At 66.6% G+C, this 25,517-nt stretch carries 23 protein-coding genes and 1 pseudogene; 16 read left to right on the top strand and 8 right to left on the bottom strand.

Annotated features, from left to right (window positions below):
• The first annotated feature begins 78 nt into the window (after positions 1–78).
• The 3 genes from nagB to M1D93_RS11910 all read left to right on the top strand — a co-directional run bounded on the left by nagB (position 79) and on the right by M1D93_RS11910 (position 3,102).
• Positions 79–861, top strand: a complete 783-nt coding sequence (nagB, locus tag M1D93_RS11920) for a glucosamine-6-phosphate deaminase (protein ID WP_461171747.1) — start codon at positions 79–81, stop codon at positions 859–861.
• Between the two features lie 118 nt (positions 862–979).
• Positions 980–1,312, top strand: a complete 333-nt coding sequence (locus M1D93_RS11915) for a DUF3039 domain-containing protein (protein ID WP_370455872.1) — start codon at positions 980–982, stop codon at positions 1,310–1,312.
• The gene (locus tag M1D93_RS11910; protein WP_461171746.1) at positions 1,312–3,102 is read left to right on the top strand and encodes a DEAD/DEAH box helicase; all 1,791 of its coding nucleotides are present in this window, start codon (positions 1,312–1,314) and stop codon (positions 3,100–3,102) included. Before M1D93_RS11915 ends, M1D93_RS11910 begins: the two co-directional genes overlap by 1 nt.
• Before the next feature lie 61 nt (positions 3,103–3,163).
• Here the strand turns inward: M1D93_RS11910 and M1D93_RS11905 are convergent, their stop codons facing one another.
• Both M1D93_RS11905 and M1D93_RS11900 read right to left on the bottom strand, forming a co-directional pair.
• Complete coding sequence (locus M1D93_RS11905; protein WP_163162532.1) at positions 3,164–3,802, bottom strand: isochorismatase family protein; 639 nt, start codon at positions 3,800–3,802, stop codon at positions 3,164–3,166.
• A complete protein-coding gene (locus M1D93_RS11900; protein WP_461171745.1) occupies positions 3,802–5,130 on the bottom strand; it encodes a nicotinate phosphoribosyltransferase in 1,329 nt (442 codons plus the stop codon). Before M1D93_RS11900 ends, M1D93_RS11905 begins: the two co-directional genes overlap by 1 nt.
• A 170-nt stretch (positions 5,131–5,300) precedes the next feature.
• Between M1D93_RS11900 and clpS the strand changes: the two genes are divergently transcribed.
• From clpS to rdgB, 6 genes are all read left to right on the top strand, one after another.
• Positions 5,301–5,684, top strand: coding sequence for an ATP-dependent Clp protease adapter ClpS (gene clpS / locus M1D93_RS11895; protein ID WP_461171744.1), 384 nt, complete (start codon positions 5,301–5,303; stop codon positions 5,682–5,684).
• Positions 5,677–6,243, top strand: a complete 567-nt coding sequence (locus tag M1D93_RS11890; protein WP_461171743.1) for a DUF2017 domain-containing protein — start codon at positions 5,677–5,679, stop codon at positions 6,241–6,243. The genes clpS and M1D93_RS11890 overlap by 8 nt, the downstream gene beginning before the upstream one ends.
• 120 nt (positions 6,244–6,363) lie before the next feature.
• Positions 6,364–7,362, top strand: a complete 999-nt coding sequence (murI, locus tag M1D93_RS11885; RefSeq protein ID WP_461175003.1) for a glutamate racemase — start codon at positions 6,364–6,366, stop codon at positions 7,360–7,362.
• Positions 7,359–8,156, top strand: a complete 798-nt coding sequence (locus tag M1D93_RS11880) for an MBL fold metallo-hydrolase (protein ID WP_461171742.1) — start codon at positions 7,359–7,361, stop codon at positions 8,154–8,156. The genes murI and M1D93_RS11880 overlap by 4 nt, the downstream gene beginning before the upstream one ends.
• A gap of 77 nt (positions 8,157–8,233) precedes the next feature.
• The gene (gene rph / locus M1D93_RS11875) at positions 8,234–8,992 is read left to right on the top strand and encodes a ribonuclease PH (protein ID WP_163162542.1); all 759 of its coding nucleotides are present in this window, start codon (positions 8,234–8,236) and stop codon (positions 8,990–8,992) included.
• On the top strand, positions 8,989–9,639 hold the full coding sequence (gene rdgB, locus M1D93_RS11870) for an RdgB/HAM1 family non-canonical purine NTP pyrophosphatase (protein ID WP_461171741.1): 651 nt from the start codon (positions 8,989–8,991) through the stop codon (positions 9,637–9,639). The genes rph and rdgB overlap by 4 nt, the downstream gene beginning before the upstream one ends.
• Positions 9,640–9,739: 100 nt before the next feature.
• Here the strand turns inward: rdgB and M1D93_RS11865 are convergent, their stop codons facing one another.
• The gene (locus M1D93_RS11865) at positions 9,740–10,600 is read right to left on the bottom strand and encodes a DedA family protein (RefSeq protein ID WP_461175002.1); all 861 of its coding nucleotides are present in this window, start codon (positions 10,598–10,600) and stop codon (positions 9,740–9,742) included.
• 147 nt (positions 10,601–10,747) lie between these two features.
• Between M1D93_RS11865 and M1D93_RS11860 the strand changes: the two genes are divergently transcribed.
• Both M1D93_RS11860 and M1D93_RS11855 read left to right on the top strand, forming a co-directional pair.
• On the top strand, positions 10,748–11,761 hold the full coding sequence (locus M1D93_RS11860; protein WP_461171740.1) for a 3'-5' exonuclease: 1,014 nt from the start codon (positions 10,748–10,750) through the stop codon (positions 11,759–11,761).
• A gap of 44 nt (positions 11,762–11,805) precedes the next feature.
• A pseudogene (locus tag M1D93_RS11855) lies at positions 11,806–11,928 on the top strand (DUF4395 domain-containing protein); the annotation flags it as partial.
• Here the strand turns inward: M1D93_RS11855 and M1D93_RS11850 are convergent.
• Positions 11,909–12,997, bottom strand: coding sequence for an ADP-ribosylglycohydrolase family protein (locus tag M1D93_RS11850; protein WP_461171739.1), 1,089 nt, complete (start codon positions 12,995–12,997; stop codon positions 11,909–11,911). The pseudogene M1D93_RS11855 and the gene M1D93_RS11850 overlap by 20 nt on opposite strands.
• 149 nt (positions 12,998–13,146) lie before the next feature.
• On the opposite strand from M1D93_RS11850, the gene M1D93_RS11845 reads away from it, so the two are divergent.
• The 4 genes from M1D93_RS11845 (at position 13,147) to M1D93_RS11830 (ending at position 19,783) form a co-directional block, all read left to right on the top strand.
• On the top strand, positions 13,147–14,052 hold the full coding sequence (locus tag M1D93_RS11845) for an aquaporin (RefSeq protein ID WP_461171738.1): 906 nt from the start codon (positions 13,147–13,149) through the stop codon (positions 14,050–14,052).
• A 56-nt stretch (positions 14,053–14,108) separates the two neighbouring features.
• Positions 14,109–15,299: an exonuclease SbcCD subunit D gene (locus tag M1D93_RS11840; protein ID WP_461171737.1), complete on the top strand. Its 1,191-nt coding sequence runs from the start codon at positions 14,109–14,111 to the stop codon at positions 15,297–15,299.
• Positions 15,296–18,370 (top strand): AAA family ATPase, encoded by a 3,075-nt coding sequence (locus M1D93_RS11835; protein ID WP_461171736.1) that lies wholly within the window; start codon positions 15,296–15,298, stop codon positions 18,368–18,370. The genes M1D93_RS11840 and M1D93_RS11835 overlap by 4 nt, the downstream gene beginning before the upstream one ends.
• A gap of 90 nt (positions 18,371–18,460) precedes the next feature.
• Positions 18,461–19,783: an MFS transporter gene (locus M1D93_RS11830; RefSeq protein WP_461171735.1), complete on the top strand. Its 1,323-nt coding sequence runs from the start codon at positions 18,461–18,463 to the stop codon at positions 19,781–19,783.
• An 8-nt stretch (positions 19,784–19,791) separates the two neighbouring features.
• Here M1D93_RS11830 and M1D93_RS11825 read toward each other — a convergent pair whose 3' ends face one another.
• Complete coding sequence (locus tag M1D93_RS11825) at positions 19,792–20,526, bottom strand: IclR family transcriptional regulator (RefSeq protein WP_461171734.1); 735 nt, start codon at positions 20,524–20,526, stop codon at positions 19,792–19,794.
• Between the two features lie 284 nt (positions 20,527–20,810).
• Between M1D93_RS11825 and M1D93_RS11820 the strand changes: the two genes are divergently transcribed.
• Positions 20,811–22,142: an MFS transporter gene (locus M1D93_RS11820; protein WP_461171733.1), complete on the top strand. Its 1,332-nt coding sequence runs from the start codon at positions 20,811–20,813 to the stop codon at positions 22,140–22,142.
• Between the two features lie 91 nt (positions 22,143–22,233).
• Here M1D93_RS11820 and M1D93_RS11815 read toward each other — a convergent pair whose 3' ends face one another.
• The 3 genes from M1D93_RS11815 to M1D93_RS11805 form a co-directional block, all read right to left on the bottom strand.
• Positions 22,234–22,881 carry a phosphoribosyltransferase gene (locus tag M1D93_RS11815; RefSeq protein ID WP_461171732.1) on the bottom strand — a complete coding sequence of 216 codons (648 nt, stop codon included), beginning with the start codon at positions 22,879–22,881 and terminating at the stop codon, positions 22,234–22,236.
• Positions 22,882–22,970: 89 nt separating this feature from the next.
• Positions 22,971–23,798 carry an alpha/beta fold hydrolase gene (locus M1D93_RS11810; RefSeq protein WP_461171731.1) on the bottom strand — a complete coding sequence of 276 codons (828 nt, stop codon included), beginning with the start codon at positions 23,796–23,798 and terminating at the stop codon, positions 22,971–22,973.
• 176 nt (positions 23,799–23,974) lie between these two features.
• A complete protein-coding gene (locus tag M1D93_RS11805) occupies positions 23,975–25,369 on the bottom strand; it encodes an amino acid permease (RefSeq protein ID WP_461171730.1) in 1,395 nt (464 codons plus the stop codon).
• Positions 25,370–25,517: the final 148 nt, after the last annotated feature.

Genomic DNA, 25,517 nt, shown 5'->3' with positions numbered 1-25,517 from the left:
ACCCGAACCGCTGGCACCCGAACCACAGACGCCCAAACCGCCACCCGTCACCGCTGAAACGACCCCGGAAGGAACACTATGGAAGTTGTCATCCTCAACGGCAGCAAGCAGATCGGCAAACTTGCCGCGGACTCCATCGAGGAGCTCCTCCGGCGCAAGCCGGACGCCGTCCTGGGCCTTGCCACCGGATCGTCGCCGCTGCCGGTCTACGATGAGCTCGCTGACCGGCACGGGCGCGGCGGCCTGGACTTCAGCCGTGCCTCCGGTTTTGCCCTGGACGAGTACGTGGGCCTGCCCGCGGACCACCCCGAGTCATACCGGGAGGTGATCCGGCGGGAGTTCACCAACAGGGTCAACATCGCTCCGGAAAACGTCCACGGGCCGGATGGTACGGCAGCGGACATCCTGGCCGCGTGCCGCGCCTACGAGGAAGCCATCACGGCGGCCGGCGGCATCGACCTGCAACTCCTCGGGGTGGGAACCGACGGCCACATCGGCTTCAACGAGCCCGGCTCCTCCTTCGCCTCCCGCACCCGGATCAAGAGCCTCATCGAACAGACACGCCGGGACAATGCCCGCTTTTTCAACAGCCTGGCCGAGGTCCCGCACCACGTCCTGACCCAGGGGCTGGGGACGATCATGGATGCCGGGCATGTGATCCTCGTGGCAACCGGTGCGCAGAAGGCACAGGCCGTCCGCGATTTCGTCGAAGGTCCGGTATCCGCCATCTGCCCCGCATCCGTGCTGCAGTTCCATCCCCACGCCACCGTCCTGCTGGACGAAGCTGCCGCCTCGGCGCTGAAGCTCGCGGATTTCTACCGCCACACCTACGACAACAAACCTGCCTGGCAAGGCCTCTGACCGGAAGGCGCCGCCCGGGCCAGCCGGGAGAAAAGTACGACGGCGGCGGGTCCCGGGCGGCGCGGCGGCGGGCTCCGGCGTCGAACGTCCCACCGGCGGAACGGCTAAGATGGATCGCATGACTAGCATGACGGACCCTCTCGACAACGACCCGATGCGTGAGCTTTCCGGGGCTGGATCGTCCACAGCCACCATTGAGCGCGAGGAACTGCGCCAGGAAGTGGAGCCCGGGGACCGGGAGCGCTTTTCGCACTATGTACGCAAGGAAAAGATCATGGAGTCCGCGCTGACGGGGGAGCCTGTCATCGCCCTGTGCGGCAAGGTCTGGACACCGGGCCGGGATCCGCAAAAGTTCCCCGTATGCCCCATGTGCAAAGAGGTCTATGACGGCCTCCGCCCGGGCAACGACGGCGGCAAGGGTCCCGGAGGGGACTCAGGCAACAACAAGTAGTGACGGAGACGCTCTTTGGCGGCCCCACCCTGCCTCCGGCTTATCCGGAACGCGCAGCCTGGGGAACCGCCCCGAAACTCCGTGCCTGGCAGCAGGAAGCCCTGGACCTCTACCTGAGGACAAGTCCCCGGGACTTCCTGGCCGTGGCTACGCCCGGTGCCGGTAAAACCACCTTCGCGCTCCGTGTTGCGTCCATGCTCATCGAGTCCGGCACGGTCAACCGCGTGACCATCGTCGCGCCCACGGACCACCTCAAGCGCCAGTGGGCGGATGCGGCGGCCAAAGTGGGCATTGCCATCGACCCGAACTTCAAGAACTCCGACGGCCAGCACGGCCGCGGCTTCATCGGAGTCGCCGTCACGTACGCCCAGGTGGCCAGCAAGCCGATGCTGCACCGGGCCAAAACCGAGGCAGCGCGCACCTTGGTAATCCTTGATGAGATCCACCACGGCGGCGAGGCGCTGTCCTGGGGCGACGGCCTTCGTGAAGCGTTCGACCCCGCGGCGCGCCGGCTTTCCCTGACCGGTACCCCGTTCCGTTCGGACACCTCACCTATTCCCTTCGTGGAGTATGCGGAGGACCGGGACGGGATCCGGCGGTCGAAGGCGGACTACACCTACGGCTACGGCAATGCCCTGCGGGACCACGTGGTCCGGCCGGTGATGTTTATGGCGTATTCCGGGCAGATGCGCTGGCGGACCAGCGCGGGCGAGGAGATGGCCGCTTCACTCGGTGAAGCCGCGGTGACCAAGGACGTTACTTCGCACGCCTGGCGCACAGCATTGAACCCGGCTGGCGAATGGATCCCCGCCGTGCTGGCCGGAGCGGACAAGCGGCTGAGCGAGGTGCGCCGCACGGTCCCCGACGCGGGCGGCCTGGTGATCGCCACTGACCACGAGGACGCCCGCGCGTACGCCGGGCAGCTGAAGCGGATCACGGGGGAATCGCCCACCGTTATCCTTTCCGATGACGCGAAGGCGTCCAGCAAGATCGAAGAGTTTACCGCCAGCGATAAACGGTGGATGGTGGCTGTCCGCATGGTGTCCGAAGGCGTGGACGTACCCCGGCTTTCCGTCGGCGTGTACGCCACGTCAACCTCGACCCCACTGTTTTTCGCCCAGGCGGTGGGCCGCTTCGTCCGTGCCCGTAAACGGGGGGAAACGGCGTCGGTCTTCCTGCCGTCGGTTCCCCAGCTGATGGCGCTGGCCAACTCCATGGAGGCGGAACGGGACCACGCCCTGGACCGGCCGGAGAAGGAGGATGGGGACGGGCTCTTCACCCCTGAAGACTCGCTGATGGCCGAAGCCAACCGCGAGGACAAGGCCTCCGACAGCCTTACAAAGGGCAAGTTTGAGGCCCTGGACTCCCAGGCGTCCTTTGACCGCGTCCTGTTCGACGGCGGCGAGTTCGGCACGGGCGGCGAAGTGGGCTCCGACGATGAAATGGACTTCCTGGGCATCCCCGGGCTGCTGGACGCCGAACAGGTGGGCACTTTGCTCCGCCAGCGCCAGCACGAGCAACTCAACCGGAAAAACCGGAAGTCGTCCGCCTCCGCGGCCGGCACGGAACCCGCGGCTCCGGCCGTACCGGACCACCGGCTGCTCATGGATCTGCGGAACGAGCTGGCCAAAAACGTGGCTGCCTGGTCGGCACGGACCGGCACGCCCCACGGCGTGGTGCACACCAAGCTGCGGACTGTCTGCGGCGGCCCGCCGGTGGCGCAGGCCAACGAAGAACAGCTGCAGTCCCGCCTGCGAAAGCTCCAGGACTGGTTCATCGGCAGGAAATAGCAGTGCTCTGCAAAAGCGGCCCGGTACAAGTGTGCCGGGCCGCTTTTGCAGTTACGACCAATCAGGCGACGTCGACGCCGCCGAGTTCCATCTCCGTGACCGCTTCCTCGAGGTCCTCCGCAATCCCCGCCGTCAGGGAACGGATGACCGTCACGGAGTAGCCCGCCTGCACGGCGTCAAGGGAGGTTGCCTTGACGCAGTAGTCGGTGGCTATGCCCACCACCACCACGTCCTCGACGTCGTTGCTCTGCAGCCAGTCGTCCAGGCCGATGGCATCCTCGGCCGCGGCATACCTGTCCGCGTCGCCGGCGCCGGGCAGGGCGCCGGGTTGCCGTTCCCCGGTGGGCACGGCGTCTTCCGGCGCCTGCAGTCCCTCGAAGCCGGAGTACGCGGCAGCAAACTGCCCTTTCTGGAAATAGGCGTCGATGTACTCGGTGTCCAGGTCCGGGTGGAGCTCGGCGCCGCGGGTTCCGGCCACGCAGTGCGGCGGCCAGCTGTCAATGAAGTCAGGGGTCTCGGAGAAGTGGTCTCCGGGGTTGATGTGCCAGTCCTGGGTGGCCACGATGTGGTCGAATTCGCTGTGGTGGGCATCCACGTATTCGCTGATGGCACCGGCCACCGCCGCGCCGCCGGCCACGGCGAGCGAACCGCCTTCGCAAAAATCATTCTGGACGTCAACGATGATCAGGGCCCGGGACATCAGTTCTCCTCGTAAATAGTGGGGATGGCTGCTTCGCCGCGCTGGAGGCGGTTAACCACGGCCGGCAGTTCAGCCATGGACTCGGCGTGGCGCCGGCGTGCCCGGAGGACCCCTTCATGGCCGGTCCACCCCGGCATCAGCTCACCGTTTTTCATGAACTGCTGCAGCAGGGGACGGTCATTGCCGTCGTCGTCGGGCCGGTGGCCCACACCTACCACCTCCGCAGTGGCAATGCCCCGTTCGTCCAGTTTCCGCAGCGCGTACTTCCGCCCGCCCACGCTGCCCTTGTTCTTGGCGGCTTTGGCGACGGAGACGAAGTCCCCGTCATCGTCCGTGCGGCTCACCAGCTTATAGACCATGCTGGCAGTCGGGGCGCCGGACCCTGTGACCAGTGAGGTGCCCACCCCGTAGGAATCCACGGGGGCGGACTGCAGGGCGGCGATGGCGAACTCGTCCAAGTCGGACGTGACCACAATCTTGGTGTTTTCGTTGCCGAGGTTGTCCAGGAGTTGGCGGACCCATTGGGCCTGGGCCACGAGGTCGCCCGAATCCAGCCGGACCGCCCCAAGCCGCGGGCCCGCAAGGTCCACGGCCGTGCGCACGGCCGTCTCGACGTCGTACGTGTCCACGAGCAGGGACGTGGACTCGCCCAGGGACGCAATCTGGGCCTCGAAGGCGTCGCGCTCCGTGTCATGCAGGAGGGTGAAGGAGTGGGCGGCGGTGCCCACTGTCTTGATTCCGTAGCGGATTCCCGCCTCCAGGTTCGACGTGCTGTCGAACCCGGCAATGATGGCTGCCCTGGCGGAGGCCGTCGCCGCTTCCTCATGGGTGCGCCGGGAGCCCATCTCAATGCAGGGGCGGCCGCCGGCGGCACTGACCATCCGGGACGCGGCGGAGGCGATGGCGCTGTCGTGGTTCAGCACGGACAGCAGATACGTCTCCAGCATGCACGCTTCGCCGAAGGTGGCCTCGACGATGAGGATGGGGGAGTTCGGAAAGTAGGCTTCACCTTCCGGATAGCCCCAGATATCGCCGGAGAAACGGTAGGACGCGAGGTACTCCAGCGTCTGGTCATTGACCACCTTCGTGCGGGCCAGGAAGTCCAGTTCGGCCTCTCCGAAGCGGAAATTCGCGATGCCTTCCAGCAGCCGGCCCGTACCGGCCACGATGCCGTACCGACGGCCGTCCGGCAGCCGCCGGGCGAAGGCCTCGAAAACGGACTTGCGGTGCGCGGCGCCTGAATGAAGCGACGCCTGCAGCATGGTCAGCTCGTAGTGGTCAGTGTAAAAGGACGTGCGGGGATGGTCCCAGCCGGCTGAGGTGCTCACGAAAGTCACTCTAGTCCCCACCGGCTCCCACGTCTCGCTTCGCTTCGCCGCGGGGCCCTCGCCGGTGTGGGCCCATCCACCGGCTGCCACGTCTTGCTTCGCTTCGCCGCGGGGCCCTCGCCGGTGTGGGCCCATCCGGCGTGGGCCTCTCCTCCCCATAGAATGGACAGATGACCTTAAGCGTTGCGCTCGGCCCTGATACGCAAGAGGGCACCCGGACCGGCACGGCGGAGTCAACCGACTTCCTCGCCGCACCGGACATCCCGTGGAACCTGGTGATCTGGAATGACCCCGTCAATCTCATGAGCTATGTGAGCTACGTGTTCCAAAGCTACTTTGGCTACCCCGAAAGCAAAGCCAACAAGCTCATGATGGAGGTCCACAAGAAGGGCCGCTCCATTGTTGCTTCGGGCAGCAAGGAACAGGTGGAGCGCCATGCCGTCGCCATGCACGGCTTTGGGCTGTGGGCCACGGTGGAGAAGGCCAGCGGCGGACCAGGCGGCAATTCAGGCAAGTCCGGCGGACCGGGCCAGGGTAAGGGGAAACGTGGCTAAGGCGTTCAAGTACGGGCTCAAAGGCATCACCGGCTATTTGGAGCCGGCCGAACGGGAACTGCTGCGGAGCCTCATCGACGACGTCATCTCCATGCTCCAGCCGGAGGAGCGCAAGGGCCAGGATCCGCTGGCAGCACTGATCGGGCTGGACATGGACGTTGCCGAGCCCTCGGACAGGGCAGTGAAGCGGCTTTTGCCCAACGTGATGAAGGACGACGGCGCCGCGTCACTTGAGTTCCGCCAGCTCACCGAGCGTTCGCTCCGGGAAACAAAGATCGGCGCCCTCCGCGCGGCGGCACTTGACCTGGACAAGGACGAGATCGTGCTCAGTGCGGACGGCGCGCGGCACTGGTCAATGGCCCTGAACGACGTCCGGCTTGTGCTGGCCGAACGGCTGGACATCCAGGATGAGGAGGATGCCGAGCACGTCCACCAGATGCAGGACTGGTCCCAGGCCGAGGACGTGGAAAGCTACCTGGCCCTGGTCTACAACTTCGCCACCTGGCTGCAGGAGTCGCTGGTCCAGGCCATGCTGCAGGCCCTGGATACCCGCCGTTGACCGGCCGGGCGCTCCCGTCCCGGCCCTGTGACAAATTAGACATGAGTCACAGGCCACAAGATGGTGCCTGACGCTGCAGGGAAGACCTATCCTCGAATAATCATGACAAAAGCCTCGAGCATGGATCCGTCAGCAGGCGCTGCAGCGGTATCCGCAGCCAGCGACCTCCCGGCCGCCGCCGTGGAATCACGGCCCATCGGTGTCTTCGATTCCGGCGTAGGCGGTTTGACGGTGGCACGCTCCATCATCGACCAGCTTCCCAACGAATCCATCCTCTACGTCGGGGACACGGCGCACGGACCGTACGGGCCCCTGCCCATCGCGGAAGTCAGGGCCAACGCCCTGGGCGTGATGGACGAACTGGTGGACTCCGGCGTCAAGCTGCTCACCATAGCCTGCAACTCGGCGTCGGCCGCTGTGCTGCGCGATGCCCGGGAACGGTACACCGCCAGGTACGGCATCCCCGTCATCGAGGTCATCCAGCCGGCGGTGCGCCGTGCCGTTGCCGCTACCCGCAGCGGAAGGGTGGGCGTCATTGGCACGTCCGCCACGGTAGGCTCCCGGGCCTACGAGGACACTTTCGCGGCCGCGCCGGACCTGGAAATCACGTCAGTGGCCTGCCCGGAGTTCGTCAGCTACGTGGAAGCCGGCATCACCACCGGCCCGGCCCTGCTGGCGGTCGCTGAGGAGTACCTCGCGCCGCTGAGGGCTGCCGGCGTGGACACAGTGGTCCTGGGCTGCACGCACTACCCGCTGCTCACCGGCGTCATCTCCTACGTTATGGGAGCGGACGTCACCCTCGTGTCCAGCGCGGAGGAAACAGCCAAGGACGTGTACCGGGCCCTCGCCACCCACGACCTGCAGCGCACCGACGCCGCCCCGCCGGAACACCACTTCGTGGCAACGGGGGACGCAGGCCAGTTCGAGGCACTGGCCCGCAGGTTCCTGGGCCCCGAGGTGCTTTCAGTCCGGCACGTCGACCACGTGTCCGCCCAATACCCCACCGGCAGCCTGGCCCGCATCACCCCGGAGATGATTGCGGCCGCGCAGAGTGCCCGCAACCGCCCGCGGATCTCCAACTTCGTGGGGAGCTCAGTGACCGGAGGCACCGGCCAGTGAAGCTCACCATCGTAGGCTGCACCGGATCCTTCCCCGGCCCCGGCTCCCCGGCGTCGTGCTACCTCCTGACGGCGAACGACGGCGAGCGGACCTGGAAGGTGGTCATGGACCTGGGCAGCGGTGCGCTGGGCGCCATCCAGCGCTACACCGACCTTGAGGACATCGACGCGATCTTCCTCACCCACCTCCACCCGGACCACTGCATGGACCTTTGCGGCCTGCACGTGGCCGTCCGGTGGAAGCCGGGCGGCTGGGGCCGCGGGCGCATTCCCGTGTGGGGACCGGCCGCCACGGCAGACCGGATGGCCACCGCCTACGGGCTCGAGCTGGACCCGGGGATGCATGAGGAGTTCGACTTCACCAACTGGGCGGAACGCGAAGCTGTGACAGTGGGTCCCTTCACCGTGACTCCCTTCGCCGTCAACCACCCCATCGAGGAGTGCTACGCCCTGCGCGTGGAAGTGGTGGAGCCGGACAAGGCAGGCAACAACGTCACCAGGACCCTGACCTACTCCGGTGACACAGATTCCTGCGCCGGGCTGGAGGAGGCCGCCAAGGATGCGGACCTGTTCCTCTGCGAGGCAGCGTTTGAAGAAGGCCGCGATGATGGCATCAAGGATGTGCACCTGACCGGCAAGCGCGCAGGGGAGGCCGCCGCGGCTGCCGGAGCCCGCCGGCTCCTGCTGACGCACATTCCGGTGTGGACCTCGCAGACCACCGTGATGGCCGAGGCCCGGCCCGTCTTCGGCGGCGACGTCGCCGTGGCAGTCGCGGGCGTCCACTACACCATCTAGGAAACGATTTTTGGGCAGCACCCTTGGCGGTGGGCACCTGGAATCCCGCGGCGGGCTGCAGTGGATAAGCTAAAGGCATGACTTCTGAAGCAACTGCAGTGCCCATTGTGCGCGCCGACGGCCGCGCCCCGGACCAGCTCCGGCCCATCAGCATTACCCGCGGATGGTCCAACCAGGCTGAAGGATCGGCCCTGATCGAGTTCGGCAACACCAGGGTCCTGTGCACCGCTTCGCTCACGCCGGGTGTCCCGCGCTGGCTTAAGGGTGAGGGCCGCGGCTGGGTTACGGCCGAGTATGCCATGCTGCCGAGGGCCACGAACACGCGGTCCGACCGCGAATCGGTCAAGGGCAAAATCGGCGGACGCACCCACGAGATCTCCCGGCTCATCGGCCGTTCCCTGCGTTCCATCATCGACACCAAGGCTTTGGGTGAAAACACCATCGTGCTGGACTGCGATGTCCTCCAAGCTGACGGCGGAACCCGGACCGCAGCCATCACGGGGGCCTATGTTGCGCTCGCTGACTCCATCAGGTTTGCCCGTGACAACAAGCTGATCGCAAAGAACGCCCAGCCCCTCATCGACACCATCGCGGCGGTGTCAGTGGGCATCATTGACGGCGTTCCCATGCTGGACCTGCCATACGTTGAGGACGTCCGGGCGGAGACCGACATGAATGTGGTGGTCACGGGCTCCGGCAAGTTCGTGGAAGTGCAGGGTACCGCCGAGGGCGCACCCTTCGACCGCGCCGAACTGGACCAGCTCCTGGACCTGGCCCTGCTGGGCACCACCCAGCTCGCCGCAATCCAGCGCGAAACCCTGGCAGACACCCTGTGAGCGCGGCGCCCGCCGCTCCGCGCCTGGTGCTTGCCACCCATAACAAAGGCAAACTCCGGGAGTTGCGCGAACTACTGCGGGGGCAGGTGCCGGGGCTCGACGTCGACACACAGGTGGTGGATGCAGCGGCGGCGGGTGCCCCCGACGTCATCGAAACCGGTGTTACCTTCGCGGAAAATTCGCTGCTGAAGGCGCGCGCTGTCGCCGAGGCAACGGGGCTGGTGGCCATCGCCGATGACTCCGGCCTTGCCGTGGACGTTATGGGCGGGGCGCCGGGAATTTTCTCGGCCCGGTGGGCCGGCCGCCACGGCGACGACGAAGCGAACCTGCGGCTCCTGCTGAACCAGCTTTCAGACGTGCCGGATGCCCACCGGGGCGCGGCTTTCGTCTGTGCGGCTGCGCTGGCAGTACCCGGATCCGACGGCGGACCCGGGCGCGAGGTGGTGGAATACGGGCAGCTGGAGGGGGTCCTCCTGCGGGAACCGCGTGGCGGTGGCGGCTTCGGCTACGACCCCGTCCTGCAGCCGGCGGGGGAAGAGCGAAGCTGTGCGGAACTGTCCGCCGACGAGAAGAACGCCATCAGCCATCGCGGCAAGGCCTTCCGGGCTCTCCTGCCAGCCGTCGTTGAGGCCCTCCGGGACCGGTAACCGCCCTGGCCGTTCCTTAAACGGCTGTGCTCCCCGCCGGAACGGGGAGCACAGCCGTTTAACAGTGATCTTGCCGCCGGCACGGACAGCACCAGGCAACCTAGTCTGAGCGGGTGCCTTCGCGGATATCGCGCGGTGCCTTGCCCTCGTCCTCCGGGGCAGGTTCCTCGATGCGGACGCCCTCGTGGATATCGCGCGGTGTCTTGTGCTCGCTCTCGGGGGCATGCTCCTCGATGAACTCGTCCACCGGGTCGGTGCCGTAGGCCTTCGCCTGGCGCTTTGCCGACACGCCGCGGAGGACTTCCACGCCAATGGGCAGGACCGAGACCAGGACGATGGCAATGAAGATGATGTCCAGGTTTTCGCGGACCCAGGGGATACGGTCACCCAGCAGGTAACCCAGGAGCGTCACCCCGCCGCCCCACAGGACAGCGCCGATCACGTTGAAGAGGAAGAACTTCTTTTTGTTCATCTGGGCGACGCCGACGATGACCGGGACGAAGGTCCTGATGATCGGGACGAAGCGGGCCAGGATCAGGGCCTTGCCGCCATGCTTTTCGAAGAACGCGTGTGCGTTCTCAACGTTCTCCCGCTTGAAGAGGCGGGAGTTGGGCTTGTTGAAAATGGCCGGGCCGGCTTTGGAACCAATCAGATAACCGGTCTGGTTGCCGATAATGGCCGACACCATGATCAACAGCGCAAAAAGCCACACGTTGAACTTGATGGTGCCCGTGGCCACCAGCAGGCCTGCGGTGAAAAGCATGGAGTCTCCCGGCAGGAAGAAGCCCACCAGCAGGCCGGTTTCCGCGAAGACGATGCCGCACACCAGCAGGACCACCCAGGGTGCCAGGGCAGGATCGGCCAGGAAGACCTGGGGGTTCAGCCAGTCGGGCAGGAAGGATGCCAGCTGTGGCTGCACCGGTCCCGCACCACCCAGCATGGACACAGCGAAGTCGTTCATCACAGGAAAGTTCACCACTCAAGGGTACTTGACGCACCTCAGGCCCCGGCCGAAGCGTGGTTCCGGCCACCATCCGGAAGGGTGATATCCATGACAGGACCGCACGGCTGACGCCGGAAGCCCAGCCCCCGGCGGTAAGGTTGGCCCGTGGGTTTGGACTTTACGGCGATCGACTTCGAGACTGCGAACGGATTCCGGGGCTCGCCCTGTGCCGTGGGATTGACGAAGGTCCGGGGCGGACGGATTGTCGAGGAAGCCTCATGGCTGATGCGGCCGCCGGCCAACCATGACCACTTTGACTACCACAACGTGCGTATCCACGGCATCAGCGCCCGTGACGTCGCCGGAATGCCGCGCTTCGGGGAGCTCTTCCCGGAAATTGGCGCCTTCATGGGCGATGACATCATCGCCGCGCACAATGCCGCTTTTGACCTGGGCGTCATCCGCTCTGGACTGGAGGTCTCAGGACTGTCCGGCCCGGCCTACGACTACGTCTGCACCGTGATGCTTTCCCGCCGGTGCTATTCGCTGGTTTCGAACTCCCTGCCGTTTGCCGCCGAGGAAGCCGGCGTGCCCCTGGTCAAGCACCACGACGCCGCCGAAGATGCGCGTGCCTGCGCAGGCATCCTCATCGACATCGCCCGCCGCAACGGAGCCAACAGCATCGCGGAGCTGTACCTTTCCCTGGGGCTCGTGATGCCCCGCCAGGAGGCCTTCGACCCGGCGCGGGACGCGTTGTCCAAGCCGAGCCTGGCCGCGATCTCCGGTGCGGCAGGCAGCGGAGCGGCACTGGTCAGGCCGTTTCAGGCAGGCTGGCCCGAGGAGGGGGCCAACCCGGACCCCAACCCGCATGCGCACCCCGGCCACCCGCTCTACGGCCAGACGGTTGTTTTTACGGGACAGCTCTCCCTGGGCCGGCCGGAAGCGAAGCTGCGGTCGGCGGAGCTCGGTGCCCGGCCGGAGAGCAGGGTCACCGGACGCACCACCGTCCTGGTGGTGGGGGACGGTTTTGTCGCTTCAGACCTCCGCTCCGGGAGGCTCACGGGCAAAGCCCGGCGCGTCCTGGAGCTCCACGAGCGCGGCCAGGCCATCGAGGTCCTGTCCGAGGGGGAGTTCCTGCAGATGGTGGGAAGTTTCGCCGCCGCAGCCGTCAGCGCCTGAGGCCTGCCCGCCGGGTTCATGCGGCGCAACAAAGCTGCCACCCGGCGTCACTCGAAGCGTTCGCCGGCTTTTGCCTTGGCTGTGTGATCGGATTCCTGCAGCGGCGCGGCCTGATACCGGAGGTTATCTGCGAGGCCTGCAACAACGTCAGCCTTCGGCGGACGTAACCGCCACGAGCTGGTCGGCCATGCCGCGGATGACCTCCGGTGATTCCAGCGCCGCAAGCCATTCGCCGGGCAGGCAATCCTCGCCGTAGAAGGCGCCCAGGATGTTCCCGGCAAGTGAGCCGGTCGAATCACTGTCGCCGCTGTGGTTGACGGCAAGGGCCACCGCCTCGCGGAAGTGCTGCACGGGGTCCGCTGGCGGTGCGCCCGTGTCGGGAAGGGTGGCCAGGGCAGCGTAAAGTGCGACGGCGAGTGCTTCCTCAGCCACCCATCCCTCGCCGAGTGCCTGGACGAGTTCCTCCGGCGTCACGATGCCCTTGCCGGCCAGCCGGAGTGCGCCCTCGAGCCGGTGGGGCAGTTCGGGAGCCACCCCATCGAACCCTGTGGCGTGGGCGAGGGCTTCGGCGGCCGCTTCCCGCAGCCCGTCACCCGCGACGAGACGGTGGATCAGCAGGCTGAAGGTTCCGGCGCTCTGGCGGGCTGACGGATGGCCGTGCGTCAGGGAGGCGGCGTCGGAACTCAACTTGTAGACGGCGTCGGCCGTTATATGCGGAATCAGCCCAAACGGAGCGGACCGCATCACCGTGCCGCAACCCTTCGACTCGGGGTTTACGGGCCGGACGGAGGTGCCCATTTCGCCCGTCGCCAGGCCCGAGATGCACGCCTTGCCAGGATGCCGCCGCTGGTGAAGGGCCGACTGCCCATCGATCCAGCGCGGTTGGGGCGCCGGGGCGGATGCCGGGGCCGGTTCGCCCTGCGTTGCGAGCCAGCGCAGGTACGCGAGCCACAGGCAGGCGTTGACGTCGGCGCCTACCCCGGAGTTCGCCCATTCCAGCGCCTCCACAAGGCCGTCAACGGTGTAGAGCGTCATTTGCGTGTCGTCAGAGAAGTGGCTCATTCCTGCCAGGTCTTCAAAGCCGGTCACACCGGCTGCACCGAAGCGGGCGCGGATCTGCTCGATCGAATCGAACTCCACCGCGTAGCCCAGTGAGTCACCAAGTGCGCCGCCCAGGAGACAGCCGTGGATGCGGGACTTGAGGGAGGGCGTGGATGTGTCCGGCTCGATGCTCATGCAGTAAATTTACCGTGGTGGGCCGGGGCTCTTTGACCCGTGTCGGCGCGGGCTTCGCGCCGCTCCCTCCAGCGAACGCACAGCCGGCGCTGGAATAATCCCGGGGTTGCCTGAAGGCAACCCCGTCCGCCTACCTGAAGGTCACCACCATGAGCACGCCTGTCCCGGCCCGTCACGATGCACCGCAGCCGTCCGGCCCTGAAGCAGCCCTGCCAGGGCTTCTGCCCCGGTTGACGGCTGAAGCGTTCGGCAGCTTCTTCCTGACCCTGGCCGGACTGGGCGTGCCGCTGTTCAACATTCCGCAATCGAGCCCCTTGCCTGCCGCCCTTGCCGCAGGCCTTGCGGTAACGGCCGTAATGCTCGCTTTTGCACACGTTTCAGGTGGCCATTTCAACCCTGCCATCACGGCCGGCCATCTCCTTGCCGGCCGGATCCGTCCAGGCGCGGCCGCCGCCTATGCCGGGGCCCAGCTGGCCGGGGGCGTGTTTGCGGGCCTTGCCCTCTACGGGATCCTGCGCACGCTGCCGGGCATAGCCGACAGCCGGACCGCGTTCGACACCGTAACGGCCGGCTTCGGCGAACACTCCATCATCCAGGCGCCGCTGGCGGCAGTACTCCTCCTGGAGTTGATCGGAGCCGCAATCATCGTGGCCGTCTTCCTCGGTACGGCCGGCAGGGACAAGGCAAGCAGCCCAGCCGCGGCAGTCGCAGTGGGTTTGTCCTTTGCCGTTCTCCTGCAGCTGGGACAGTCCGTCGGCAACCTGCCCTTCAACCCCGCCCGGGCTGTTGCCTCAGCCGTGTTCAGCTCGGGATGGGCACTTGAACAGGTATGGGTGTTTGTGGCCGCTCCGCTGGTGGGCGCTGCCGTGGCCGGGCTTGTCTTCAGGAGCTTCGGGGGAACCGGGCGTGCAGGCGACGAAGCTGACGCCGGACGCCGGGGCGAAGCCGGCGGAGGGAATGCGGTGGAGACCGCCGAACAGGGTGCAACGAGCGGAAAGGACCCGGCGGGTGAAGCCAGCGAAGCCCAGGAGTTCTTCGAGGGAAAGCGTGGCTGATCCGGGCGCTTGCGGCGGTGTCCGGAAGTGTCAGTGGCAGCCGATAGCTTAGAAACATGAGGTTACTTCACACATCGGACTGGCATTTGGGCCGGTCCTTCCACGGCGTAGGGATGCTGGATGCGCAGCGGTCCTTTGTGGACCAGCTGGTGGACGCCGTCACCCGGTATGCAGTGGACGTTGTGCTGATCGCCGGGGACGTTTACGACCGCGCCCTGCCCGGGGTGGATGTGGTCCACCTGCTTGACGACGCCTTGGTCCGGCTGACGTCGGCGGGAGCCCAGGTGGTGCTCACCAGCGGCAACCATGACTCCGCCATCCGCCTGGGGTTTGCCTCGCGTTTGCTGGAGCGCGGCGGAGTGCACCTCCGGACCAGGCTGGAGAGCCTGGACCAGCCCCTGCTGCTTCCTGCGGGCGCCGGGTCTGCCGGGGGAACCTCTGCGGGTGAAGCGGTAGTGGCCATTTACGGCATACCCTGGCTCGAACCACGGCTGGTGGCAGAACAGCTGGGCGTCCAGGCCGCCAGCCACTTCGAGGTAACCCGCGCGGCAACGGAACGCATCCGCCAGGACATCGAACGCCGCTCAGCCTCCCAAACAGTCCACTCCGTGGTGCTCGCCCATACCTTTGCCAGCGGCGGCATCAGCTCGGACAGCGAACGCGACCTCAGCATCGGCGGGGTGGGCGCCGTCCCCCTGGATCTCTTTGACGGGTTCAGTTACACGGCACTGGGCCACCTGCACGGGCGGCAGTCCCTGTCGCCCCAGGTCAAGTACTCCGGATCCCCGCTCGCCTACTCCTTCTCCGAAGCTTCCCACCGGAAGGGGGCATGGCTCATAGACATCGAAGCCGACGGCGTGACTGGTGTCCAGGAAATCCTGTGGGATGCCCCGCGAACCCTGGCCGTGCTGCGTGGTCCCTTGGCCGAACTGCTCGAATCGGCTGAGTACTCCTGGGCTGAAACCGCCTACTGCCAGGTGACCCTGACCGACGCCCAGCGTCCGGCCCGGGCAATGGAACGTCTTCGCTCACGTTTCCCTGACACCCTGGTGCTGGGGTTTGACCCTGAGGGCGGACTTGGCGCCGCTGCCTCAACGTACAGCAGCAGGCTCGCTGAAGCCCCCGACGACCTCGCCGTATGCTGCGGCTTCCTTGAGCACGTTCGCGGCCGGTTTCCGGACGACGCCGAGAAGGCTGCGCTCGCCGGTGCCCTGGAGAATGTCCGCCTCCAGGAGGTCTCACGATGAGGATCCACCGCCTCCGCATCTCCGGGTTCGGTCCCTTTGCCGGCACCGAGGAGGTCGATTTCGACAGGCTCAGCGCACACGGCCTTTTCCTGCTCAACGGCCCCACCGGTGCGGGAAAAACGAGTGTGCTGGACGCCATCTGCTTCGCCTTGTACGGCTCAGTTCCGGGAGCGCGCCAGGACGGCAAACGCCTGCGCAGCGACCACGCCGAGCCGGGCCACGAACCCGCCGTGAGCTGCGAGTTTTCCGCCCAGGGCCGCCGCTTCGAGGTAACGCGTTCGCCTGCCTGGGAAAAACCCAGCGCCAGGGGCAGGAACGGGTTCACCACCCAGCAGGCCAAAACCCTCCTGCGCGAACGCGTGGACGGGGCATGGACCGAGAAATCGGCGCGCAGTGACGAAGCAGGCGCGGAAATACTCGCCCTGCTGGGAATGGACCGTGAGCAATTCACCCGGGTGGTGATGCTGCCGCAGGGTGATTTTGCAGCTTTCCTGCGGTCTAAGGCCACTGACCGGCTCGAGCTTTTGCAGAAGCTTTTTGGCACGGAGCGGTTCGAAGAAGTTGAACAGGAGCTGTCCCGGCAGGCACAGGCAGCCAAGGAGGAAGTGTCCGTCCTTGCCGGCCAGCTTGAGCTGCTGGTGGCCCGGGCAGAGTCGGAAGCGGCAAGCCTGCAGCTTGAAGAGGCCGATGGCCAGGCCCCGGACAACCCTGCCGCAAGGCTTGACTGGCTGAAGGATGCCGCCGCGCAACGGTTGCGCGAACTGGCTGACCAGGCGGGAACCGCGGAATCGGCAAGTCAGGAACGTGCCCGGAGCATCGCCGTCGAGACCGCACGCAGGGACCGGCATCGCAGGCTGGCGGAAGCGACGGCACGGCAGGCAGCCGTGCAGGACGCCGCGCCGCGGCTGGAGAGCCTGAAACTCCGGCTTGGCCGGCACCGGCAGGCCGAGGTACTCGCCGGACAACTGCGCACCGTGGATGCGGGAGCGGTCAAAGTCCGGCGTGTAGCCGGCGCCATGGAGTCTGCTTTTACGTTGCTTCGCCTGGCTTCCGATGAAAACCCTGAACTCGCCCAACTGGATCTCGGCTCTGCGGCAACCGACGCACTGGATCTGTCCGGACCGGCGGAGGTTCCTGGTGCAGCGGACGAATTGAACCGGATCCGGTCCTTGCTGGCGGTGGTCGAAGCAAGGCTTCCGGACGAAGACCGCTATAAGGCGCTCCGGTCGAAACACCAGCAGCTGGTGACCAAACAGCAGGACCTTACCGAAACCAGCGCCGAACTGGCGCAACGTGTGGAGGGCTTCCTCAACGAGCGCTCGGCCCTCTCCGACACCCTGGTGCCATTGGAGGAGCGTGCCGGCGGGGCGGCCCTGCGCGCGAAGGAAGCAACGGCGGCGGAGGAATTACTGGACGTGGTGCGGCGCTATGCTGCGGCCTCGGCAGTCCGCGACGCGGCCAAGCTGGAACACGACGCCTCCCGGGAGAACCGGCTGGAGACCAAACGGCGCTGGCTTGATATCAGGGAGCAGCGGCTGGCCAATGCCGCTGCCGAGCTCGCTGCCAAGCTGGTCGAGGGAGAACAGTGCCCGGTGTGCGGAAGCCCCGACCACCCCTTGCCGGCGGCGGCTGATGGGGGCGGCCCGGGACTCGCGCAGGAGGAGGAAGCAGCCCACCAGCTCCATGAAGCTGCCGAAGCCGAGTTTGCAGCGGCAGGACAGAAGCTGGCCGAGGCAAACCAAGTGGTAGCCGTCCTCGCCGGCCAAGGCGGGGAAACAGCCAAGGAGGAAGCCGCCGGGGCGGCCCGGGAAGCGCGTCGCGCCGCAGCCGATGCTGAACAGGCAGTCAAGGAGCTCGCGGCGGTACGGTCGCGGCTTGAAGCCCTTGAAGCCGACGTTGCAGCAGCACAGGCTTCCCGCGCCGCCACCGAGGCCGAGCTGGTCCAGGTCGGTTCCTCCCTTGCGGACGTGGCTGAACAGTCGTCCTCCCTGGATCACGCGTTGGCAGGGCTGAGGGCAGGCCACCGCAGTTTGGACCGCCGGTTGCGTGCCCTGGAAAACGCTGCGGCGATGTTGGGCAAAGCCGTTGACGCCCAGGCCGAACTGCGCTCTGCCAAAGCCCAGGTTGCGGAGGCGCTGGAGCAGCTGGAGCAGGCGTTGCCGGAATCCGGCTTCGCCACCGCTGAGGAGGCCCGCAAAAACTTGCTGGACGCCGGTGCAGCAGCTGCCCTGGAAGCCGACATGCGGTCTGTCCAGGACGAAGCCGCAAGGGTGGCGGAGCTGTTCGCATCAGAGGATATTGTGCTTGCCCTGGAGGAGGCGGCTGCCCGACTTGTACCGGATGAGCACCAGCTCGCCGACCTGCAGGCCGCGGCTGCAGCTGCCGCGAAGGAAGCACGTGATGCGGCCTTGGCAGCAGGCCTGGCCGAGCGCTGCCTCGAGTCATTGACCTCCATTCGTGCGGGCTACGAGGAACTGGCCGGGTCCGCCCGCGGGCCTGCGGAGCGTGCCCGCATGCTTTCCGGCCTGGCGGACGCGGCCGCCGGCAGGGGAGACAACACGTACCGGATGAGCCTGAACAGCTATGTACTGGCAGCCCGGCTGGAGCAGGTGGCCTTGGCCGCGTCTGAACGCCTGGTGGCCATGAGTGATGGTCGGTACCTCCTGCAGCACACGGATGCGAAGGCGGCGCGCGGTGCAAAGTCAGGGCTGGGCCTTGAAGTGGTGGATCAGTGGACCGGGCACCGCCGGGACACGTCCACCTTGTCCGGGGGTGAATCCTTTATGGCGTCGCTCTCCCTGGCACTCGGACTGGCAGACGTTGTGCAGCAGGAGTCGGGCGGGGTCGAAATCGAGACGCTTTTTGTCGACGAAGGCTTTGGCAGCCTTGACGAGCAGTCCCTGGAACAGGTGATGGATGCCCTCGAAGGCCTGCGCGACGGCGGCAGGGTAGTGGGACTTGTCAGCCATGTAGGGGAGATGAAGCAACGGATCGGCATGCAGCTGCAGGTACTGAAGACCAGGAACGGGTCCACGCTGCGGATAGCCGAAGCCTTGGAGGTCCCCGTCTGAGGGAGCAAGGAAGGCCGGATATACTTGGAAAGTTACCGGGTTCGGCGCATCGGGAGGAGGGACGATGCGCATGACTGAACGAGCCCGCAATTGAACTCCTCCACTTCCCTTTCACCTGGCCAGACCTCCACACCGGGGCAGCCCGCCCCTCCCGCCCCGCATGCTCCTGCCAAACCGCAGCCTGCCTCCGGCGGCCGGTTCGCCAGGCTTCCGCATCTTGCCGGCCGCGGCTTCCTTCCCTTAGGTCTTTTTGCCCGGCTGCCCTTGGCCATGCTCACGGTTGGCACTCTGACCCTCGTCACGTCCAACAGCGGTTCCTACGCGCTGGGTGGGACCGCCGCGGGTGCGGTGGGCATCGGCTCCGCCCTGGGAGCTCCGGTCCTGGGGTCCCTCGCGGACAGGCGCGGCCAACGTCCTGTCCTGCTGCTCGCTGCAGCCCTCAATACCGTGGCCGTGGTGGCTTTGATCCTTGCAGCTTCTTCGATGGGATCGCCTGCGGGATTTCCGGGCGCCGTGCTGGCCGCTGCCTTCCTGGCAGGAGCCAGCTGCCCGCAGGTTGGTCCGTTGGCCCGGGTCCGGTGGATGGCGCTGACGTCGCAAGGCACTGACTCGGACAACCGGCGGGACCTTGACACGGCATTGTCGTACGAAAGCACAGCCGATGAAGTGACGTTTGTGCTGGGACCCGCGCTCGTGGGAATCCTCGCCAGCCTCCTGGCACCCTGGCTTCCGCTCGCGTTGGCGGCCGCCATGACCGTCACGCTGGTGCCGGCTTTCGCCACCCACCGCACCCACAGGGCAGTGCCGGCGGCACGCCGCGCACCTCGGGCGGCGGGCCGCAAGGAGTGCAGGATGCCGGCCGCCGTCGTCCTGCCGGTGGTTGCCATGGTGTGCATGGGCACGTTCTTCGGCTCAACGCAGGCGGCGTTGAGCTCTTTCTCCGCCAGCTACGCCACCTCGGAACTCGCCGGACTGCTGTATGCAGTGATGGGGCTCAGCTCCGCCGCTGCCGCCCTCTCGGTTGCCTACTGGCCGCAGCGTTTCAGCCTTTCCTGGCGCTGGTTGGCCTCTGCTGCGCTGATGGCAGGACTGGCCGTCCTCCTGCTGGTTCCTTCATCAGTGGGTGCGATGGTGGCCGTGCTGCTGATCCTGGGTGTCCCGGTAGGCCCGGTCATGGTTACCGTCTTCGCCGTCGGCGGGGTGGTGGCACCGCAGGGGCGGCTCGGGACGGTCATGACCGCCCTCGCCAGCGGCATTGTGGCCGGCACCGCGCTTGGCTCAGCACTGGGCGGCCGGCTGGCGCAGGACCACGGCTACGCGGCGGCGTTCCTCGTCCCTGCCTGCGCCGCCTCCGCGCTGGCCATCCTTGGTGCCGCGGCCGTCGTCGTGCTCCGCCGCCGGAACGCAGGCTGACGGCAGGCTCAGGCCAGCTGGCGTTCGATTCTCGCCGCGCTCTCCGCCAGGGCCGCCCCCACCGCTGAGGGTTCATGGGCGGAGCGGATATAGACGACGGCGAGTGCTGCCGGGCGCCCGCCCGGCACCCGGACGGGCGCGGCAAGTGAGGAAACCCCGGCGATGACCTCGTCGTGGCTGGCGGAGTACCCGATGCGCCGCGCTTCGTCGGCTTCGGGCCGGTACGGGACGCCGGTCTCCAACCGGTCCCACTCAGCTTCTGTCAGAGCGGACTGGATGGCGATGCCCGGCGCGCCCGCGTTGATGGGGTGTCTGGTCCCGGGATGCTGCGCCACTGTGGCGCCTGAATGACGCGGCTCCACAGTGACCAGGGTGATGCAGTCGTGATGGTCCCACAACGCAACAAACGCCGTCATGTCCAGCGTGTTGGCCAGGTGCGTCAGTTCGGGAAGCGCTGCACTCTGGAGGTTCCGGGAAACGCTCCGTGCCAGGACGGCGAGTCCGGGTCCGGGCTGCACCCGTCCGGCGTCGTCACGCACCAGCAGCGAGTGGTCCTCGAGGGTGCGCAGGATGCGGTACGCCACGGAGCGGTGGACGCCCATTGCGTCGGCGAGCTCGGCGATGGTCATCGGCCCCGCCGCAGCCGCGAGGATCTCCAGGGCGCGGATGCCGCGGGAAAGCGTCTGGGAGGGCGAAGCCTGCGCCGGCGCTGCTCCGGCAGGGGCTGCGGCGGTGCGAGTCATGCTGTCCATCCTAGGTTGCTCCTGCGGCGGTCACCCGGTTCTGGTGCTGCGACCCGCCTTTCCGTGCTGTCCGCAATCGGAACCGGAGGTTCAAATATAGAACTCTCCCGCCTGGCCGTCCATGTCCCACGGTTGGCCGCGCTGGTCCACAAGCGATCGCCGCAATATTGGCCAACCCGTGTCCTGCCTCACACTTTCGTAGTACTCTTTCAACTAACTGACCGTTCTGTCGGTAATCCTGAAGGCGCCCGGCAGCCTGCTGCCGAATAAACAATGGAGTTTCAATGACCACACCTTCGAAGGTGGACACGCTTGCCGGTCCGAGCACCCGGCGGGAAGAGCGCAAAGTCCTCGCCGGCACCCTGGTCGGAACCACCATCGAGTGGTACGACTTCTTCATCTTTGCCCAGCTGACTGCAACGCTGCTGTCACCCCTGTTCCTGGCACCGCTGAATGAGTCCAACCCGGGCCTTGCCCAAATCCTGTCCTTTGCCCTGATTGGCATCAGCTTCCTGTTCCGCCCGTTGGGCGCAGTGGTGGCCGGCCACCTCGGCGACCGCTTGGGCCGCAAGGCAATGCTCGTCTTCACCCTGGTGATGATGGGCGCCGCCACCGCCCTGATTGGCCTGCTGCCCACCTACGCGCAGATTGGTGCCTGGGCGCCCATCCTCCTGATCACGCTGCGCATCATCCAGGGCTTCTCGGCAGGAGGCGAGTGGGGCGGCGCAGCGTTGATGGCCGTGGAGCATGCGCCCCTGAACAAGCGGGGCCTGTTTGGTGCCTACCCCCAGATCGGCGTGCCCATCGGCATGATCCTGGCCACCGGCCTGCTTTTCTTCCTGAACACCAGCATGTCCAAGGAGGACTTTGGAGCCTGGGGCTGGCGTGTTCCGTTCCTGCTCTCCATCGTGCTCATCGTGGTGGGCTACCTGATCCGCCGCGCTGTCGCTGAAAGCCCCGTCTTCCAGGAGATGGCTGCGCGGAAGCAGGAAAGCAAGGCACCCCTGGGTGAACTCGTCCGCAGCCACAAGAAGCCGGTCCTTTACTCCACCATGATCTTCATCGGCAACAACGCAGCCGGCTACCTGCTGATCGCCTTCTTTATCGCCTATGCCACGAGAACCCTGCAGATGCCTACGCCCCAGGTCCTCCTGGCCACCACCCTGGCGTCGTTCGGCTGGCTGATCTTCACCCTGGCCGGCGGCTGGCTTTCAGACCGTATCGGCCGGGTCAAGACGTTCCTCACCGGCTACGCCATCATCTTCGCCTGGATGATTCCCATGTTCGCCCTGATCGACACCAGGAACATCTGGCTGTACGGGTCGGCACTGTTTGTCCTCACCATCGGACTCGGCCTGTCCTACGGGCCAATGTCCGCCATGTACGCCGAGATGTTCCCGGCCAACGTCCGCTACTCCGGTATCTCCATCGGGTATGCCTTCGGCGCCATCCTCGGCGGAGCCTTCGCCGCGACCATCGCCGAATTCCTGCTGCAGACCACCAAGTGGGCCGGGTCCATCGGTATCTACATCATGGTGCTCTGTGTCATCTCGGCCATCGGCGTGCTGCTGGCCAAGGAGACCAAGGGTCGGCCGCTGGGCGTCAGCCACCACTGACCACGTAGGCTCTTTCCATAACTGCGGCGGGCCCGGACCTGAATGGTCCGGGCCCGCCGTCGTGATGCACCATGCATTTGCTTCAGAATGGCTACTGCTTCAGGAAGCTGATGGCGTCATCGTCCGTGAGCTGTTCGAAATGCCGGTAGAAGCTGCCCACGGCGCGGAACTTGCCCGGAAGATGCAGGCACAGCACGGCGTCGCATACCCGCTCCACGGATGACGCCGCGTCAATGGACCCCACCGGGGCGGCGGCTACCACGGTTTCCGCTCCACCCCCTCGGACGGCTTCGACGGCGGCGCGCATCGTGGCGCCGGTGGCCAGTCCGTCATCAATCAACAGGACTGTTTTGCCGGAAAAGTCCTGGTCTGTTCCGGGATATAGGTCCACCCGGCGCAGCAGCTCGGCGCGTTCGCGGTGCTCCACCTCGTCCAGCAGCTCCTGGCGCACTCCGTGCTCCAGTACCCGGTCCACCAGCGGCTTGTTGAGCAGGCGGACCGTCCGGCCACGCGCCCACGCCAGTGCTCCATACGCCGTTTCCTGGTGTCCCGGGATGCCGAGTTTGCGCACCAGGACGGTTCCCAGCGGGAGGTAGAGGGCCTTGGCGGCAGAAGCCGCTACGGGGATGCCGCCCCGGGCAAGGCCAAGGACGACGGTGCCGGGCCGCTCACGGAACTGTCCGAGTACCGCGGCCAGCCTCTCGCCGGCCTCTGTGCGGTCTTCAAAGCGCGTCAGCATGGTTCCCTCCCGGCTCTTTCCAGCCCTTACTTCAGCCTACCGCCGGGGGAGGCGCAGCAGGAGACTGCCGGCAGGCGCACTGGGAGTAGCTAGACGGCGAGGAAGGTGATGGCAGCCTGCTTGAAGGCCCGGCTGGTGACCGCGTTGGTGTGGTTACGGCCTGGCAGCAGCACCTCTTCGGCCGTCGCCCCGGCGTTGCGGGCGAGCTCGGCGAGCTGCGGCAGGCTGGCGGCCCGTTCATCCTTATCGCCGGCCACCAGGAGCAGTGGCACGTGGGGCACCGCCTCCGCGGGGTCGTAGGGCTCGGCCTTGATGGCTTCAACCAGGGAGAGCAGCGCAAAGATGTTGTTGCTGGGCAGCAGCAGGGCCATCTTCAGGAGCCGGGCGGTCGACTCGTCGGCAATCGGGGTCCCGTCCGCGAGGTAATCCTGCGCTGCAACGAGATCGAAGGCCGCGAGCGGATCGGCGACGTTCGGACCGCCTAGCACCAAACGGTGCACGATCTCGGGCTGGGTGGCCCCGAACTCCCAGGCGAGCCGGGAACCAAGTGAATAACCCACCACGTCAAGCCCGCTGGAAGGGTCATTGTCCTGCAAGGGGCGCACGCCGGCGTCGAACGCTACCTGGAGCAGGTCCGCCCGGATCCTGCTGGGGGAGTAGGAATCCCGGTCCTCCGGCGCCCCGCTGCGGCCGTGCCCGGGCAGGTCCACCGTAATGACGCGACGGCCGGCGTCGAGCAGCGCAGCCACCCAGCCGGTGTCCTCCCAATTGAGCTTGCTGGAGGATGAGAAACCGTGCAGCAGCAGAACGGGCCGGAGGCCGGCATCGACGGCAGGATCGTGCACCCCCACATACAGCTGGGGATCCGTTCCCTCTACAGTGTGCGAATGCTGCTCGCCGGTGTGCCTGCCGCTCATGGTGCCAGTCCTCATCAACTACGGCGCCCGGGCGGACCCGGCGCGTGGAACCTCGTTTCGGGACTACTCTACCTGCCGGATCTCCCGGTAATTCCACCCCGGATTCTGCCCGCCGCCACCAGCACACCAGTGGCGCTGCATGCCGTTTCCGGCGGGCGGAACGGCACGGGCGGGAGCTAGTTGGACCGGGTCTTTCTGGTGAAGCGCGTCTTTGTGGTGAAGCGGGCGGCCACGGCGCAAGCCGCCGCTATCCCGGCAATCAGTCCGATGGTGCTGAAGAGCTGGATACGGCTGCTCTCGGCACTGAAGCCCACTGCGAAGATCAGGCCCAGCAGGACGAGCCCCACTATGGTCAGGACGGGGAAACCCTTCATCCGCAGGGGCAGCGGCGTTCCCTCCCGGTCCGCCCGGCGCCGCAGGATCAGCTGCGAGATCAAGGCGCTGCCCCACACCACCAGGCAGGTGGATCCCACCAACTGGAACAGGGCTGGAAGGATCCGTTCCGGGAACAGCAGTTCCAGGACAGTGGCGATAAAGCCGAATGCCACTGACACCCCAACGGCCAGCATGGGTACGCTGGCACCGCTCAGCCGGGTGAGGAACCGCGGGGCTTCGGCCCTCTCGGCGAGGGAATAGACCATGCGCGACGCCCCGTAGAGGTTGGCGTTCAACGCCGAAAGAAGCGCGACGACGGCCACCAGGGTGATCGCCGTTGCGGCGCCGGGGATGCGGGCCGCGTCGAGAACGCCGGCGAAGGGTGACGCCAGGCTCCCTGAGGTTGCCGGAAGGACCGCGGCGATCACAAAAACGGAGCCGATGTAGAAGACCAGGATGCGCCACACAACAGTCCTGATTGCCTTGCCCACGCTGTGTTCCGGGTCCTCCGTCTCTGCCGCCGCCACCGACACGATCTCCGTGCCGCCGAACGCGAAGATCACCACAAAGAGCGCGGAGGCGATCCCGCCAAGGCCGGCGGGGGCGAAGTCCGACGCCAGGTTGGCCAGGCCGGGGGACGCCACATCCGGCAGCAGGCCCAGCAGCAGGGCGGCGCCCACCACCAGGAACAGGACAATCGCGGCGACCTTGAGGATGGCAAACCAGAACTCGAACTCGCCGAAGTTCCTGACCCCTGTGAGGTTGATGGCGGTGAAAACAACCATAAAAATAAGGGCCAGCGCCCACACCGGAAGGACCGGCCAGACCGTAAAGAGGAGCCCGGCAGCTCCCAGGGCCTCCGCGGCGATTACCACTACCAGCTGCAGCCACCACAGCCAGCCGATGGTGGCACCTGCTGTCTTTCCCAGCGCCCGCTCGGCATATACGGAGAAGGCGCCGCTGGTCGGGTTGGCGGCAGCCATCTCGCCCAGCGCCCACATCACCAGGATGATCAGGGTGCCGGCCACCAGGTACGAGATGAGCACGGCCGGGCCGGCAGCCTGAACGCCGGCACCGGATCCCAGGAACAGCCCGGCGCCGATGGCACTGCCCAGGCCCATCATGGTGAGTTGGCGCGGTTTCATACTGTGGCCCAGGTGGCCTTGGGGACGCACTTCCGTGGACTTCATCGTCATTTTGCTACTGAACCTTCTTGGGGTTGGAAATGGTGGCTCCTCGTGGGACCTCTTGAATTTACCGCCTCCGATCCTGAGCGGGTATTCGGTGCGTGACTGCCCCTGGACGACGCGGGGATCAGCGGGCAGAAATATTTTGGGCATTTGG

Source organism: Arthrobacter sp. Z1-9, assembly GCF_054792695.1.
Note: the sequence above shows the minus strand (reverse complement) of the source record. Positions and strands in the feature narration are given on the sequence as shown.

Excerpts from the sequence above, each read along its gene's own strand:
- nagB (WP_461171747.1), top strand. The coding sequence starts at position 79 with ATGGAAGTTGTCATCCTCAACGGCAGCAAGCAGATCGGCAAACTTGCC.
- M1D93_RS11915 (WP_370455872.1), top strand. The coding sequence starts at position 980 with ATGACTAGCATGACGGACCCTCTCGACAACGACCCGATGCGTGAGCTT.
- M1D93_RS11905 (WP_163162532.1), bottom strand. The coding sequence starts at position 3,802 with ATGTCCCGGGCCCTGATCATCGTTGACGTCCAGAATGATTTTTGCGAA.
- clpS (WP_461171744.1), top strand. The coding sequence starts at position 5,301 with ATGACCTTAAGCGTTGCGCTCGGCCCTGATACGCAAGAGGGCACCCGG.
- murI (WP_461175003.1), top strand. The coding sequence starts at position 6,364 with ATGGATCCGTCAGCAGGCGCTGCAGCGGTATCCGCAGCCAGCGACCTC.
- rph (WP_163162542.1), top strand. The coding sequence starts at position 8,234 with ATGACTTCTGAAGCAACTGCAGTGCCCATTGTGCGCGCCGACGGCCGC.
- M1D93_RS11865 (WP_461175002.1), bottom strand. The coding sequence starts at position 10,600 with ATGAACGACTTCGCTGTGTCCATGCTGGGTGGTGCGGGACCGGTGCAG.
- M1D93_RS11850 (WP_461171739.1), bottom strand. The coding sequence starts at position 12,997 with ATGAGCATCGAGCCGGACACATCCACGCCCTCCCTCAAGTCCCGCATC.
- M1D93_RS11845 (WP_461171738.1), top strand. The coding sequence starts at position 13,147 with ATGAGCACGCCTGTCCCGGCCCGTCACGATGCACCGCAGCCGTCCGGC.
- M1D93_RS11840 (WP_461171737.1), top strand. The coding sequence starts at position 14,109 with ATGAGGTTACTTCACACATCGGACTGGCATTTGGGCCGGTCCTTCCAC.
- M1D93_RS11835 (WP_461171736.1), top strand. The coding sequence starts at position 15,296 with ATGAGGATCCACCGCCTCCGCATCTCCGGGTTCGGTCCCTTTGCCGGC.
- M1D93_RS11825 (WP_461171734.1), bottom strand. The coding sequence starts at position 20,526 with ATGACTCGCACCGCCGCAGCCCCTGCCGGAGCAGCGCCGGCGCAGGCT.
- M1D93_RS11820 (WP_461171733.1), top strand. The coding sequence starts at position 20,811 with ATGACCACACCTTCGAAGGTGGACACGCTTGCCGGTCCGAGCACCCGG.
- M1D93_RS11815 (WP_461171732.1), bottom strand. The coding sequence starts at position 22,881 with ATGCTGACGCGCTTTGAAGACCGCACAGAGGCCGGCGAGAGGCTGGCC.
- M1D93_RS11810 (WP_461171731.1), bottom strand. The coding sequence starts at position 23,798 with ATGAGCGGCAGGCACACCGGCGAGCAGCATTCGCACACTGTAGAGGGA.
- M1D93_RS11805 (WP_461171730.1), bottom strand. The coding sequence starts at position 25,369 with ATGACGATGAAGTCCACGGAAGTGCGTCCCCAAGGCCACCTGGGCCAC.